This is a genomic window from Streptococcus sp. SS-4456 (genome assembly GCF_036680365.1).
GTDB lineage: Bacteria > Bacillota > Bacilli > Lactobacillales > Streptococcaceae > Streptococcus.
Map to the genome: position 1 here is coordinate 1 of NZ_JAVIHI010000045.1, position 15,435 is coordinate 15,435.

At 43.2% G+C, this 15,435-nt stretch carries 13 protein-coding genes and 1 pseudogene; 11 read left to right on the forward strand and 3 right to left on the reverse strand.

The window, feature by feature from the left end:
• Positions 1 to 109: 109 nt before the first annotated feature.
• The 6 genes from RFK25_RS09895 to RFK25_RS09920 all read left to right on the forward strand — a co-directional run bounded on the left by RFK25_RS09895 (position 110) and on the right by RFK25_RS09920 (position 5,845).
• A complete protein-coding gene (locus RFK25_RS09895; RefSeq protein ID WP_332413252.1) occupies positions 110 to 931 on the forward strand; it encodes a hypothetical protein in 822 nt (273 codons plus the stop codon).
• A complete protein-coding gene (locus tag RFK25_RS09900; RefSeq protein ID WP_332413253.1) occupies positions 921 to 1,745 on the forward strand; it encodes a hypothetical protein in 825 nt (274 codons plus the stop codon). The genes RFK25_RS09895 and RFK25_RS09900 overlap by 11 nt, the downstream gene beginning before the upstream one ends.
• Before the next feature lie 274 nt (positions 1,746 to 2,019).
• Positions 2,020 to 2,424, forward strand: a complete 405-nt coding sequence (locus tag RFK25_RS09905; protein ID WP_332413254.1) for a hypothetical protein — start codon at positions 2,020 to 2,022, stop codon at positions 2,422 to 2,424.
• A gap of 14 nt (positions 2,425 to 2,438) precedes the next feature.
• On the forward strand, positions 2,439 to 3,149 hold the full coding sequence (locus RFK25_RS09910; RefSeq protein ID WP_332413255.1) for a hypothetical protein: 711 nt from the start codon (positions 2,439 to 2,441) through the stop codon (positions 3,147 to 3,149).
• A 48-nt stretch (positions 3,150 to 3,197) separates the two neighbouring features.
• Complete coding sequence (locus RFK25_RS09915; protein ID WP_332413256.1) at positions 3,198 to 4,163, forward strand: helix-turn-helix transcriptional regulator; 966 nt, start codon at positions 3,198 to 3,200, stop codon at positions 4,161 to 4,163.
• Positions 4,164 to 4,237: 74 nt separating this feature from the next.
• A complete protein-coding gene (locus RFK25_RS09920; protein WP_332413257.1) occupies positions 4,238 to 5,845 on the forward strand; it encodes a WG repeat-containing protein in 1,608 nt (535 codons plus the stop codon).
• Positions 5,846 to 6,095: 250 nt separating this feature from the next.
• On the opposite strand, the gene RFK25_RS09925 is transcribed toward RFK25_RS09920, so the two are convergent.
• The 3 genes and pseudogenes from RFK25_RS09925 to treP form a co-directional block, all read right to left on the reverse strand.
• Complete coding sequence (locus RFK25_RS09925) at positions 6,096 to 6,458, reverse strand: iron chaperone (RefSeq protein WP_332413258.1); 363 nt, start codon at positions 6,456 to 6,458, stop codon at positions 6,096 to 6,098.
• Positions 6,459 to 6,615: 157 nt separating this feature from the next.
• Positions 6,616 to 8,241 (reverse strand): alpha,alpha-phosphotrehalase, encoded by a 1,626-nt coding sequence (gene treC, locus RFK25_RS09930; RefSeq protein WP_332413259.1) that lies wholly within the window; start codon positions 8,239 to 8,241, stop codon positions 6,616 to 6,618.
• A gap of 163 nt (positions 8,242 to 8,404) precedes the next feature.
• Positions 8,405 to 10,268, reverse strand: a pseudogene (gene treP, locus RFK25_RS09935) (PTS system trehalose-specific EIIBC component); the annotation flags it as partial.
• Positions 10,269 to 10,676: 408 nt separating this feature from the next.
• Here treP and treR point away from each other — a divergent pair.
• Genes treR through RFK25_RS09960 form a run of 5 tightly spaced genes read left to right on the forward strand, consistent with a single transcriptional unit; the run spans position 10,677 to position 15,381 of the window.
• On the forward strand, positions 10,677 to 11,390 hold the full coding sequence (gene treR, locus RFK25_RS09940; RefSeq protein ID WP_332413260.1) for a trehalose operon repressor: 714 nt from the start codon (positions 10,677 to 10,679) through the stop codon (positions 11,388 to 11,390).
• Positions 11,391 to 11,445: 55 nt separating this feature from the next.
• Positions 11,446 to 11,757, forward strand: a complete 312-nt coding sequence (locus tag RFK25_RS09945) for a hypothetical protein (RefSeq protein WP_105117655.1) — start codon at positions 11,446 to 11,448, stop codon at positions 11,755 to 11,757.
• Positions 11,754 to 12,302, forward strand: a complete 549-nt coding sequence (locus tag RFK25_RS09950) for a CvpA family protein (protein WP_332413261.1) — start codon at positions 11,754 to 11,756, stop codon at positions 12,300 to 12,302. The genes RFK25_RS09945 and RFK25_RS09950 overlap by 4 nt, the downstream gene beginning before the upstream one ends.
• 35 nt (positions 12,303 to 12,337) lie before the next feature.
• Positions 12,338 to 14,671 (forward strand): endonuclease MutS2, encoded by a 2,334-nt coding sequence (locus RFK25_RS09955; RefSeq protein WP_332413263.1) that lies wholly within the window; start codon positions 12,338 to 12,340, stop codon positions 14,669 to 14,671.
• Positions 14,672 to 14,694: 23 nt separating this feature from the next.
• Entirely contained in the window at positions 14,695 to 15,381 is a 687-nt protein-coding gene (locus RFK25_RS09960; protein ID WP_332413265.1) for a GNAT family N-acetyltransferase, read from the forward strand.
• Positions 15,382 to 15,435 lie beyond the last annotated feature (54 nt).

Here is a 15,435-nt window from a genome sequence, read left to right on the forward strand (position 1 = left end):
CCTCTACTTTATCATCTTGAGAATGAAAAAAGTAGTGAGTACTCTCTCCCGTCGGAGATTTCTTCACTACTAATCTTAGTATGTTTTTGTCTATTCGATTTGGTGGATTATGGAGTTGACAACAGACTATGCTTTTCAAGGGACAATTGTCATCTTTATTCTTTTCGTTCTTTGGTATCGTAAATCAACCTTCAGGGAAAAAGAGCAGGCACTGAAAGATGAAAAAGAACGTGCCAAGAGGATGGAGCAGAGAAAGACGGAAGAGGCACTGGCCGTGCAACATGCCTTTCAAGAGGGGATTATCGTGAGAGATGGTTTCTACAATCCTCAATTGGATGATTTAGAAGCCTTCGCTAAGCAGACGATTATGAAATTCACGATAGATACTGCTGAAAATCCAGACAAGACAGTTATCACCTATCGTCGTTCCAATCGGTGGTTGCATGAATTTGACATTGACGATATGCCCTATGATCATATCAAGATTTATCATGATGGGGAGGTTCATCAGGTTTTAGCTCGCTTCCGTAAACAGTCTGCTAAACGTTTTAAGCGTGACAAGGAGCTAGGGCTGGGAGATTATCATAGACGGTCTTTGCGGCCGTGGATCCGTCCAGTAGATGCTGAATCGTATGATAGGACCCATATTATTCCTATTGGTTATCACGGTTTTGAAGCCGATCCACGCCTGGTCATTGGTTGGTCTAGTGAGCAAAATAGAAATCAGTTTCCAGAGTGGGAAAAACTGCTTGCTTCTATCAATCAAGTCGAGGACATTATTTGGTACACGGAGATAAGAAAAACGAAATACGGCGCAAAGTGGACCTATGTGTTGACGGACAAGAATGGTCGTGCCTTGCAACGGGGTGAATTTGTCATGGGAACGGAAGAGAAGCCTGTGACCTTTGAATGGGGGACCTATGAACAATAAAAAAGGCTGTCTGCTTATTCTTGCAACTATCTTTGTCTTATATAAAATTATTCTGCCAAGTAAGGTGCTGACGGGCTTACTTGGTCTGGCTATCATGGCAGGTCTTGCTTATTTTGTGAAAAAAGAATTCTTCACCAATCGGACCGCAAACTTTTATCATTCAGGAAGTGAAATAAAGCCACACATTCGGAAGAAAATTGTGACACGGAAGACCTATTCGCCTGACTATGATCGTCTGGAGGCTTTTGAACAACAGGATGCACTCTATGTGACCAGTAGAGAACCTTTTGGTTCCTCGGTTGTCATTGAGTACAGAAGATTGCCTCAAGAAGTTGCCCCTGAAGGTTTTTCAGATATACCTAAGGATACTATCTTGGTTCATCATTCGGAGGACAAACATCAGTTGATTGCATTCTTTGGTAAGGGTTCTTTTCACAGGGTTCCATTTGACTACTACCGTGGGGATGATTTTCCTTTAGAGAAGATGTGGGTGCGACCCTATGGACCTGTTTTTCAAAGATGGATGTTAATTCCCTTTACTTTTCATGGTTTGGAAGCCGATCCTCGTCTATTCATAGCTGTTGAGGGGATGACAGAAAGAATCTTTGATACCTATAAAGAAGCCATGTATGATATTGGTCTTTTAAATAGGGACCAGGATACCTGTATTTTCATTGACATCAATCGCTTTGATACAGGCATGGGTATCCTGTATCAGGTCTTGGACAAGGAACAATCCATCATCTATACCCAAAACTTTTTCCTTCCTGGAAACTATACTTTTGAAAGCTTAGAAAATGGAGTAAGTGTCTAATGTTTCATATCAATTATCAAGGAAAAGTGGCAAAATGTGGTGGTCTTTTTCGAAAATGTGAAATCGAAACCAGCCCCATTTTGCAACCAAGGTAGAAGGGGAGGTCTACTTAGAAAAATGGGAGGACAATCGCCGGAGGTATCCAAGTTTACAATATAGCTCGCTCGTAGAGCCATGTTCTAATGGGCATGGACCGGGTAATCTGTTAAAAGTGGAAGGGGGGTCCGAGTATCTTCATGTGTTTTTGAATAGTGAGGAGCTTGAGGAAGCCATTTTGGAATTTTTATTCCAAGAGTATGAAAAGGGAGTCTTACCAATGACTGTTCTGGGACCCGCAGCTGATTTTACGGAAGATCCTCAGTTAATAAAAATTGTGGAGCAATTTTATGCTTGTGATGGGGATTATTGGATAGCGGGTGGACCAAGTCCTGCTCCAGGGATGAGCATCGATAGGATCCTGCCCCTTTTGGTAGAACGCTTGTATGCAAAATATAACATTGTTGAATTCTTTGCTTGGCTAGGATACGCAGTCTATTATACGGGAGAATTTATTGGGATCGGTTATTTCAGATGTGGTTATTCGGATTTCTTAGTCTCAAGGGAGAATGAGGCATGGGCAAAAGAGATAGCCTACTTATTTGAAGAAGATGATGACTATGACTATGAGCTGGAAGAATAAAGGAGGATTGGAAGATGGTGCTATATCATTACTCATCGAGAACGGGTATGGTGGAGGAATGTACTGCTAGAACAGTGGAACATTGTGAGTTTAGTGCTTATTCGCATTCAGAGAATTTTTCTTGGGTGGAGAAGTATCGTCAGGATGAAAATAAGGCTAGGAAGGAGGCGATTGATAATACGGAACGGCTCTTGAAAAGGGATTATTTGTTTGCAACTTTTTCTGATCGCTTATTGTGGTCAGATACAGGGGTTAAGGACTGGTCGCGAGTAACTATACGAGCAATGGAAGTCGCTAAAGTAGACAGTGACATTATTCAGTGGTTAAAAAGCAAACCCTTCTGTCTTTTCCGTCGTTCTCAATCAGGGATTGCCTCTTTTCTCAACTCACAAAATGGTCTGAAAGATGTCGCTAAGGTGATGGAATCTCTATTCTATACTAATATGGGGTCTGATTTAGGAACTCAGACCATGTTAGACCGTTGGCAATTAAGAAAACTCTGTTCAAATGACGGGGCGGCTACAAATTTTCATAAGCCAGTTCTCAACCACCATATTACCAGCATAGATAACTATACTCTAGCAAACGTTTGGTTGGAATATGTCCGGGAAAAGAAAAAAAGCGAAGAATTGCGTGAATTTATCTATGGGATGGAGATATTCTATGCGATTGTACTGCCAACCGGTCAAAGTCGCCCAGAGGAAAATTATTGGACTTGCAAATAGTAGTAAAATTTTTTAGAATAGAGAAAAATAACAATTGGCGGTTGAGATATGAAAGATAAATTGTTGCTGGCGATCTATATCTTAGAGATATTAAAAAAGTATTCCAGCCCCCAAAGCAGGCTCACACAAGCGCAGATTATGAAGCGTTTAGACACTGACTATACTATTTCGATTACCAGAAAAACTCTTTCCAACTATCTGGTGAGATTAAAAGAAGAGGGATATATTGAAGGTCAACGGGGTGTCTATATTCGCCGGGATTTTTCTGATAATGAATTAAAATACCTGATTGATAGTATCCTCTATGCTAAACATATGCCGGATGAGCAGGCTGTCACCTTGATTGAAAAATTAAGGAATCTATCTCCTAGCCGTGTCAAAAACCGGGCCAAACACATTAGCTATCTATCCTCCATGAACCATACTGACAATATGTGCCTGGATCAAGTTGTTGAAGGTTTGGAGGAAGCTATTGAGAAGAATAGAAAGGTTCAAATTACGACCTGTCGTTACAGTCTGTCGGGGAAATTAGTGGATACAGGCACTAGTATCATCAGTCCCTATTACATTGTTTCTTCCATGTCTCGCTACTATGTGATTTGTTATGACGACTGTCGGGGGCAATATCTGGAGAACCGCCGTCTAGATCGGATTACTCAGGTTGAGGTCCTCTCAGAACCACGACGTAAGCTCGATCAGAGTGCTAGTATGAGAGAACGGTTTCATCTAGGTCAGTACATGAAGGAACATCTCTATATGTTTTCTGGTCCGACTGGCAAAGTTCGGATTGCCTTCAAAGAACAATTAGTTGGGATTGTAATTGACTGGTTTGGCAAGGATTTTCGCTTCGTGAAACAAGAGGGCGATATGGTGACTGTTGAGCTTATCTGTAATGAAGATGCCTTTTATCACTGGGCCCTGCAATACGGGGAACATTTTGAAATAATAGCTCCCGACCATCTCCGGAAGAGAATGAAAGAAGGTTTAGAAAAAATATTAAAAAAATACCAATAGAACTTGATAATGTGTAATCTTCTACCCATAACATTTTATATAATAGTCCCATAAATAAGAAAAGAGGTACTATGATGTCACTATTATTATTGAAAAAGAATGGTTTGTTTGGTTTGATGACAGTAGATGGAAAAATGATTTTTCCGCCACTTTATTCCGAAATATCCGAATATTCTAATGGGCTGATTGCAGTCAGAAAAGACAAGCTCTGGGGCTACTTAGATGAAGAAGGTCAGCTGGTAATTCCTTTCCAATTTACAGAGGCTAAGAAATTCTCAGCCAAGGGGGCAGCGCCTGTTAAATTTAATCACTCACCTAGCTCGTGGGGAATTATTGATCGGACAGGTAAGCAACTCAATAAGAAATTGAATTTTGATCAGGGTTACCATGCAATTTCAGAATTCTCGGAAGAAGGATTAGCCATAGCTCAGCACTATCAAACCTATTGCTTGCTTGGGGAAGATGGACGGATTGTAAACAACCAATTCTATGCTAGTATTCATAAATTAGATTTGAGCAATACCTATCTAATTCGTGAGTTGAGTTCCTACATAGCTGTCAATGAAGATATGGATGTTATTTTTAGGTCGGAAAAGCACTATGATGAAATTTACTCTATATCCCATGGGATGCGGCAGGTGGTTATGGATGACTTGGTTGGCTATGTAGATGAAACAGGTCGAGAAGTCATTCCTTGTCAGTACCAATTGGCTTATGAATTTGCGGAGAATGGTCTGGCTCCTGTCCAGTTCGACAATGGTTTGTTTGGTTACATCAATAAAGAGAATGATCTTGTTATAGAACCTCAGTTTGACGATGCCTCTATTTTTGAAAATGGTTTGGCTCCTGTTACAAAAGATGGCAAGACCTGGTTTATCAATGAAAAGGGCGAGGCTGTCTTTGGGATGACCTTTGCGGCTGCCTCTCATTTTGCGGGTGGTTTGTCAAATGTGACCTTGCATACTGGTCAAACTGCTTTTGTAAATACCTCTGGTCAAATCGTTTTCTACTATCCATCCGAATGGGAAGTGGAAAAGTTTACAAGTAAGGACATCACAACCTTCAAGGTTGGGGATGAAGTAGGTATCATCAATAAGCAGGGAGATGTCATCGTATCAGCTTGTTGCGAGAGTTTGGAGGTGAGTGAGTTTGGTAATCTGCATCCCTACAAACAAAACGGGCTATGGGGTTATATTGATAGTGAGGGCAGCATCGTCTTTAAAAATCAATTTTTACGAGCCAGCACCTTTGGGGCAAACGGTCTAGCTAGTGTCCAAATTGAACGAGCAGTGGCTGTAGAAGACCAAGTAATAGAAGAAGATGATATCATTATTGAGATGGATGAAGAGAAATCGATTTTTTGGAATATTATCAACGAAGATGGCCACATCTTGTTCCAGTCAGAAGATTTAGACTTCCTCTCAGGATTTGGTTCAAGCCCTTATGCCTACTGTGTAGAAGATGGCAAGTATTACTTTATCAATGCAGAAGGGGTTCGATTTGGTAAGGGAGATGAGTTTATGTCGACATTCTGTGACGGCGAAGCGATCGCTTTGCAATCAGGTTACTTCAAGTATTTGGATGCATTGGGACAGGAGTTAAATCTGGATAAGTTTGGTTTGGTTCGCTTGTCGGAGGATTTTGAATTGATGGTTGATCTTGATTTTGAAAAGGAGAATTAACATGAAAACATTTATTACGGAACTGGTGGCACTAAAAAATACTGATTGGGTACAGCACCAAGTGCTCAATCAGTCTACTCCTAATATGTGATCCATTAGGGCATTACAAACGATGGATAGTCAAAAAAACAGCTATCTCCCTCCTGGGATAGCTGTTTCTGTAATATATTGTAACAGTATTTTTTGAAAAATAGCTAAAAATACTACGATTTTTTTGAAGTTATTTTCTAGGAAGATTTTCATTCGTTTCTTATCTCCAGAACTTGTCATAGCCTTTCTTCTCATCCATGTTAAAGGTGATGATAGTGCGGAGCAGGTCCCAGTTGACTTCTTGGTCTTCCTTGATTTTGAAGAGGTTGGAGGTTGCTTCGTAGCCTGCTTCCTTGATGTCCTGGGCAAAGGTTTCCATAGTGACCGTTTCAGGTGCAATGGAAATATGGGACTTGGCAGCGGAGAAGCCGATAATAAAGGTTCCGTCCATGATAAACATGGGCTGGTTCCATTTGATTTCTGTCGTCAGACTTGGAAATTCTTGCTGGATTTGGGTGAAGATTCTTGCCAGTTTGTCCTTCAAGACAGGATTGTTGACCTTGTTCAAAAATTCTTGGAGCATGATGTTTCCTTTGCTTTTTTATTTCATTGTATCACAAAAGGCTGGGACAAAAGTCCTGGCCTCCTTATTTTTTTTTAATAGTTAAACTTGACGCAGTGGTTGAGTGGGCTCTAATTAGCTGATTTTATCAGCTTTTACAGCCCCACTCCCTTCTTGCTTATTTCACCAAAATCGCCAAGGCTTGATAGGGTTTCAAGGTAATTTTCTTACCGAGTTTGCTGTCAGGATAGTTGCTGATGAGGACTTGGCCGTGGGCGTAATCGTCTGTCAGGTCTAGTTCAACCTCTTCTGCAAAGAAGTTGTTGAGGACCAGTAATTTTTCACCGTTTAGTAAACGCTCAAAGGCATAGACTTTCTGGCTGTCCTTATAGGCCGCCTTGTAGTCCCCTTCTGAAATCAGAGGGAGCTCTTTCCGCAGGCGGATGAGTTCTTGGTAGAAGGTAAAGATTGGACCTGTTTTTTCCTGTTCAACGTTAATGGTTGGATAGGATTTGCCAGCTTTCAGCCAAGGGGTACCTGTTGAGAAGCCTGCATTGTCAGAAGCATCCCATTGCATCGGGGTGCGGGAATTGTCACGGGACTTGGCCTGGATAATCTTGAAGGCCTGATCAGGTGCGTGACCTTGATCCAAGAGCATCTGGTAGGCATTGATCGACTCGACATCGACATAGTCGTCCATGCTATCGTAGTCAGGGTCAATCATGCCGATTTCTTCGCCCATGTAGATGTAAGGAGTACCGCGTGACAAGTGGATAGAGGCTGCCAGCATGGTTGCTCCTTCGTTTCGGAAATTCTCCACATCAACAAAGCGGTTGAGGGCACGAGGTTGGTCGTGGTTGTTGTAGAACAAGGCATTCCAGCCATTTCCAGCTGACATCTCCTCGCCCCAAGTGTGGAAGAGGCGTTTGAGTTCTTCAAAGTCAAAGTCCATAATGGTCCATTTTTGACCGTCCTTGTAGTCCACTTTCAAGTGATGGAAGTTGAAGGCCATGGACAATTCTTCCCGCTCAGGAGCCGTGTAGAGAATGCAGTTTTCAATGGTAGTAGCAGACATTTCCCCAACGGTCATGAAGCCTTTTTCTGCTCCAAAAGTAGCATTGTTCATCATCTTGAGGTAGTCGTGGGTGATCGGGCGGTCGGTGTAGGCTGGCTTGCCGTCGTTGATTGGGCAATCTTCTAGGATCTCATCCTTACCAATCAAGTTGATAACGTCGAAGCGGAAGCCTTTGACACCCTTGTCTTTCCAGAAGTTGACCACCTTGAAGAGTTCTTCGCGGACATGCGGATTTCGCCAATTGAGGTCGGCTTGGGTCACATCAAAGAGATGAAGATAATATTTCCCGGTATCACCAAAGGGTGCCCAGGCATTGCCGCCAAACTTGGAAACCCAGTCAGTTGGTTGGTCACGCAGGATAAAGAAATCTTGGTAGTATTTGTCGCCAGCCAAGGCTTTTTGGAACCACTCGTGATCTGTCGAGCAGTGGTTGAGGACCATGTCCAGCATGAATTCGATGCCCAGTTCTTTACCGACAGCCACCATTTCTTCAAAGTCAGCCATGGTGCCGAAATCAGGATTGACGGCTGTATAGTCTGAAATGTCATAACCGTTGTCCCGTTGAGGACTTGGGTAGAAGGGATTGAGCCAGATCATGTCAATGCCTAATTCTTTTAGATAAGGGAGTTTTTCAATAATCCCACGCAGGTCGCCGACACCATTGCCGGTCGTGTCCTTGTAAGATTTGGGGTAGATTTGATAGACGACTTTGCGTTTGTCTATGGTCATGATGTGTTTACCAATTCCTTTCTTAAAAATGATGTTATCAACGGTAAAGAGTTGGGGTCACCAACTCTCTACACTTATTTTGTTTTATGCTTTGTTGCTTTCAAGACAGCTTGGCCACGTTCTACTGAACGAGGAAGCTCTCCAAGAACCTCCGTGTTGAAATCAGTTTGGTTGGTCACGATAACAGGTGTTTCAGCAACAAGACCAGCAGCCTTAATGACATCGATGTCAAAGCTAATCAATTGATCACCAGCTTTTACCTTGTCGCCTTGTTTGACGTGAGCTGTGAAGCCTTTGCCTTCCAATCCAACAGTATCCATACCGATGTGCATAAGGAGCTCAACTCCGTTTGCAGCCGTAATACCAACAGCATGGTTTGTGGGGAAGAGGACGGATACTTCACCGTCAACTGGAGCAACCAAGATACCTTCGCTCGGATCAATAAGGACACCCTGTCCCATGACACCTGAAGCAAATACAGGGTCAGTAGCTTGTGACAATTCTTTAGCTTGACCAGTAAGTGGGCTGATCAATTCGATAGCAGCGCCAGTTTCAACAACTGCTTCAGCTAGGACTACAACTTCTTCAACAGTTTCTTCTTTTTTTGAAAATGCACCTGTACGTTTGAAAACTACTGTCAAAATCATTGGTACTACAATTGCTACCAACATAGTGAGGGCAAATACTCCCCAGTATTCAGCCTTGATAGACAAGATACCTGGAAGACCACCGATACCGATAGAAGCAGCTTGGATGTTAAAGGTTACAGATAATAGACCAGCAATACTTGAACCGATCATAGCCGCTACGAATGGGTAAACGTATTTGACGTTGACACCAAAGAGGGCTGGTTCAGTGATACCAAGGTAGGCAGAAATGGTTGCTGGAAGCGAAATTTGTGCCTCTTTTTCATTCTTACGGTTCATGAGGAAGTAAGCAAATACTGCAGAACCTTGTGCAATGTTAGAGAGGGCAATCATTGGCCATAGACCAGTACCACCAGCATCTGCAATCAATTGGGTATCGATGGCGTTGGTCATGTGGTGAAGACCAGTGATAACGAATGGCGCATAAAGGGCACCAAATACCGCACCGAAGAGCCATTTCACAGGACCTGTTAGACCAGCCAATACAATAGTTGACATCCATTGACCGATAGTCCAACCAAGAGGACCAAGGACAGTATGAGCTAAGATAAGTGCTGGCAGAAGGGATAGGAAGGGAACAAAAATCATTGATACCACTTCAGGAACAACCTTGCGCCAGAAGATTTCTAGGTAAGAAAGGGCCAAACCTGCCAAGAGGGCTGGGATAACTTGCGCTTGGTAACCGATACGGGCGATTGAGAAGAAGCCGAAGTTCCAAGACCAGTCGCTGGCAATAGTTGCTGCGTCTGTACCAGGTACGGCATATGCGTTGAGCAACTGAGGTGATACCAAACAGATACCAAGGACGATACCGAGGATCTGTGATGTACCCATCTTACGAGATACAGACCAAGTGATACCTACTGGTAGGTAGTGGAAGATGGCTTCACCTGGCAACCAGAGGAAGTGGTTGACACCATTCTAGAATGGTGATACTTCAACGATAGTCTTCCCATTCAAAGCAGACCATTGTACGCCTTCTAATACGTTACGGAAACCGAGGATCAAACCGCCGACGATAAGGGCTGGGATGATCGGCGTGAAGATTTCCGCCAACATAGTCATAACACGTTGGATGGCATTTTGGTTGCTTTTAGCAGCAGACTTAGCTGCTTCTTTCGACACGCCTTCGATACCAGATACGGCTGTGAAGTCGTTGTAGAAAAGAGGAACATCGTTACCGATGATAACTTGGAACTGACCAGCATTGGTAAAGGTTCCTTTTACGGTTGGAAGATCTTCGATGACTTTGACATTTGCTTTTTTGTCATCTGCAAGAACAAAACGCATCCGTGTCGCACAGTGAGAAACTGCTGTGACATTGTCTTTGCCGCCAATAGCGTCTAAGAGCTGTTTGGCTTCTTTTTCAAATTTTCCCATATATTTTTCCTTCTAGGCACAATTGGGCTAGTGCCGTTCCCATATTTTTTAGTCACTTAGTTTCTCTCTTGGTACTTTGTTAACTCGCTTTACCGTACTCTATGAGGGTTACATTTTATCAGCAGTATGATTTTTAACCTTCAACAGTCGCTACTCTGACTGTTGGAGCAGCCAGTAGCTAGTTGCCTAGTACCAAAAGTAAACTAAAAGACTTTGTTTTCCGATTTATCATGTTTTAGGGGGACACAACAAATTGGATATACGAAATTTGTACGGACAAATTTCGTTTGTGCTATCATTGTATCCGATTTCAAAAAATAATGCAAGCCCTTTTACTTAAATTTTTTAAAATTTTGTTATAATAGTGATGTTGTATGATAGAAAGCAGTCAATATATGGGGTTAAAAAATGAAAAAATACCAAGAAATTTATTATGACTTAAAGGAAAAAATCCGTACAAATCTTTATCCGGCGGAAACGCCCTTACCGACCGAGCTACAATTGCAGGAAATCTATGGGGTTAGTCGGGACACGGTACGCAAGGCCTTGGCTATGTTGACAGAAGGGGGGCTTATCCAAAAGGTTCAGGGACGTGGTTCCATGGTCTTGAAGCAAGAGATCTTGAATTTTCCTGTTTCTGGCTTGACCTCCTATCAGGAATTGACCAACTCTCTTCAATTGTCTAGTCAGACACAGGTTGTCAGTCTAGAACAGGTGACGGTCAATAGCAGTCTGGCTAGTTTGACAGGTTTTGAACCCTATAGCAAAGTCTGGAAAGTTGTCCGTACACGTTCTATTGATGGGAAGATTTCTGTAGTGGATACGGACTATTTGGCTGAGGAGTTGGTTCCAGCTCTGACAGTTGCGATTGCGGAGAAGTCCATCTATGAATACCTAGAAGGCCAGTTGGGTTTGGATATCGCCTATGCGCAAAAGGAAATTACGGTGGAGCCTACCAGTCGGGAAGAACGTGATTTGATGCAGTGCCAGGATGATTATTTGGTTCTCATCAAGTCCCGGGTCTATCTGGGGGATACAAGACAGTTCCAATATACAGAAAGCAAGCATAAGATTGATAAATTCCGATTTGTAGATTTTGCACGCAGAAAACATTCTTTGTAGGATATGGATTAGCAAAATCATCTATTTTATTGTATAATGGTAAGCGAGGTGTTTTATGGCAAACTTAAATCGATATAAATTTACATTTGGTGAGAAGCAATTAACCTTAACGACAGAACATGATAATCTCTTCATGGAAGAAATTGAGCGTGTTGCAACTGAAAAATATCAGGCAATCAAGGAAAAGATGCCAACGGCTGACCCTGAAACCTTGGCGCTTTTATTGGCAATCAACGCCCTCTCTGTTCAATTAACGCGTGAAATCGCTTTTGAGCAGACGGAGGCAGAGTTGGCCTCTGTAAAAGAAAAAGTATTGAAGAAAAATGTCACATTAGTTGATTTGGATGAACTTGAGGAGAAGGCATGATTTCATTGGTAATTTTGCTAATTTTGGCCTGGAGCTTCTATATTGGCTACAGTCGTGGCTTGGTCTTGCAGGCTTTCTATGGTCTATCTAGTATTTTGGCCCTGGTCATTGCGACAGCAACCTACAAGAAGTGGATAGCCTTTCTCTACCTCTGGGTGCCTTTTGCTAATGCCACTCAAGGTAGTTCGACCTATTACTTTGATGAAAACTATCTATTTGATTTGGACAAGGTATTCTACGCTGGTCTTGCCTTTCTTTTGATCTATATCCTAATTTATGGATTGGCACGTTTTGTGGGGATTTTTGTCCATCTGCTAGAGGAATTTAACCCGGATACAAGGACGACCAATCTGATTAGTGGTGCCATAGCTGTTTTGGTGACCTTTCTTTCCTTGCAGATTGTTTTGATCTTGCTATCGACCATCCCCTTGGCAGCAATTCAAGATAGGCTCCATGGAAGTTTTCTGGCCAATTTTATGATTCAGTACACACCATTTACGAGTAGTTTTTTTAAATCTCTTTGGTTGAGTAATATTGCAGGGTAAGGGGAACCTTATCCTTTTTGACTAAGTAGGAAAATATGAATAGTAAAATCATTGAAAGCCTTGAATTTCACAAGGTTATAGGAAAAATCGAGCCCTATCTCTTGACGGAGCAGGGTTTGGAAGAATTAAGGCAGTTGGAGCCTATGGTGGAAGCCCACCGTATCCAGCAGGCCTTTGATGAGTTGACTGATATGGGACAAATCTTTGTCGAAAGTCCTTACTTTAGCCTCTCAGCGACCAATGACATCAATCCAGCCATGCGCCGTTTGGAATTGGACACCGATCTCAATATTTCTGAGTTATTAGCCGTCAAGAAGGTATTGGAAGTGTCCAAGTCTCTCCTGGACTTTTATGGAAATCTGGAAAATGTCAGCCTAAGCCAGCTGGATAAACTCTTTGAGAAGATTGAGCTCTTTCCCCATCTACAAGGATCGCTCCAGTCCATCAATGATGCAGGCTTTGTCGAGGATTTTGCTTCTGAGAAATTGGCACGTATCCGTCGGAAAATCCGTGAAGCAGAGGACCAGGTCCGTCAGGTCATGCAGGATATTCTGAAGAACAAGAGCGATATGCTGTCGGATACTATCCTGGCTAGCAGGAACGGTCGCAATGTTCTTCCTGTAAAAAATACCTATCGGAATAAGATTGCAGGGGTTGTCCACGATATTTCCGCTTCTGGCTCGACCGTTTATATTGAACCACGGGCTGTAGTGAGTTTAAATGAAGACATTAGCCACTTGCGTGCAGAAGAACGGCATGAAATCAGTCGGATCTTGCAGGAATTGTCGGATATGTTGCGACCACATAGCGGCATCATTCGTAATAATGCTTGGGTCATTGGTCATTTGGACTTTATTCGTGGCAAACATCTTTTTGCGCGTGAGTACAAGGCGGTGGTTCCTAGGCTTTCTGATAAGCAAGATATCGCCCTGCTCAATGTCCGCCATCCTCTGATTGCCCAGCCTGTACCGAATGACCTCTATTTCGGTAGCCAGTTGACAGCGATTGTCATTACAGGTCCCAACACGGGTGGTAAGACCATCATGCTCAAAACCTTGGGTTTGACCCATCTCATGGCCCAGTCTGGCTTACCAATCTTGGCTGATAAGGGCAGTCGGGTCGCCGTTTTCAAGGAAATCTTTGCAGACATTGGGGATGAACAGTCGATTGAGCAGAGTTTGTCAACTTTCTCCAGTCACATGACTCACACGGTGCAGATTTTAGCGGAGGCGGATCAAGATTCTCTTATTCTTTTTGATGAGTTGGGAGCTGGGACCGATCCCCAGGAGGGGGCGTCGCTGGCAATGGCTATTCTGGACGACCTTCGTCTGCGGGGGATCAAGACCATGGCAACTACACACTATCCGGAGCTCAAGGCCTACGGGATAGAAACCTCTGGTATTGAAAATGCCAGCATGGAATTTGACACCAATAGCCTGCGTCCGACCTATAAGTTTATGCAGGGTGTTCCTGGACGTTCCAATGCCTTTGAAATAGCCCGTCGTTTGGGCTTGTCAGACATCATTATCCAGTCGGCTCAGTCTTGGACCGATACAGATAGCGACGTCAACCGGATTATCGAGAAGTTAGAGAGCCAGACTGTTGAAAGTCGCCGTCGTCTAGATAAGATTCGTGAGGTGGAACAAGAAAACTTCAAGATGAATCGTGCTCTTCGCAAACTCTATGATGAGCTCAATCGGGAGAGGGAAAATGAGCTCAACAAGGCACGTTTGGAAGCCAAGGAAATTGTAGATATGGCATTGGCAGAAAGCGAGGACATTCTCAAAAATCTCCATTCTGCAGCCAGTCTTAAGCCTCACCAGATTATCGAAGCCAAGGCAGAGCTGAAAAAGTTGGCGCCTGAAGTGGTGGATCTGTCTAAAAACAAGGTGCTGAAAAAAGCCAAAATCCAGCGTGCTGCCAAGGTGGGTGATGATATTATCGTCACAGCCTATGGACAACGTGGTACCTTGACCAATCAACTAAAGGACGGCCGTTGGGAAGCTCAGGTTGGCTTGATTAAAATGACCTTGACCAAGGAGGAGTTTGACTTAGTCAAGGCGGAAAAGGCAGAGCAGCCTAAGAAGCGTCAGGTTCACACGGTCAAACGTGCCAATGTACGAGGACCAAAAGCCCGCTTAGATCTCCGTGGCAAACGCTACGAAGAAGCTATGATGGAGTTAGATGAATTTATCGACCAGGCCCTTCTCAACAATCTGGCACAAGTAGACATTGTCCACGGTATTGGTACAGGGGTTATCCGAGAAGGCGTGACCAAGTACCTCCGTCGCAACAAGCAGGTCAAGGAGTTCGGCTATGCCCCACAAAATGCAGGTGGATCAGGCTGTACTATTGTGACGTTTAAATAGCAATCAACCGATGGGAGATTCTTATGATTATCAGAAACTATCAAACCAGTGATGAAAAAGGCTGGGTTTACTGTAAGGCACTCAGCTACCTCTTCTCTCCATTCTTTGATGATAGAGAAACAGAGAAGCCCGAACTACTGACAGATATTTATGATTACCGTGTGGAATGGGTGGCTGAAGTAGACGGACAAATTGTTGGTCTAATCGACATCGATATTTACACGGAAGAGTGCAGCCAGTCGTATATTTACGCACCGAGTAAGCGGACTGCCTATTTTACTAACCTAGCAGTCCACCCTGATTTTCAAGGGCAGGGCATTGCCCAGGCGCTTTTTGAAAAAGCAGAGCAGGAGTTGAGAGAGCAAGGTGTAGAGAAACTAGCCATCTTTACCAGAGAGGGAGATGTAGCCAATCATTTGTATCAAAAATGGGGAGGACAGTTGGTCTGCTCTGACTATCTAGTCGTCGGAGCACCCAAGGACATCCCAACCTTCCGTTTTGGAATTGATTTAGAGCGAGGTAGATTGTCCTTTTCAGATATGGAAGGTCAGCCAGTTCCCTACTATTTGAGAGAAGGTGTTTATGTAGTCAGTGAAGAAGCTGGCTTGGATCTCTTTGACATAGAAGACGCCTACCAAGAATTGACCTATGTGGTGGATTTAACAGAAAAAAGTCGCACGTTGTCAAGTCAAGTGCAACAAGTTCATTGATAACTAGAGTTCCAGAGGTTAAGTTGTTTGGGCTAGCCCAAACAGGAATTTTGA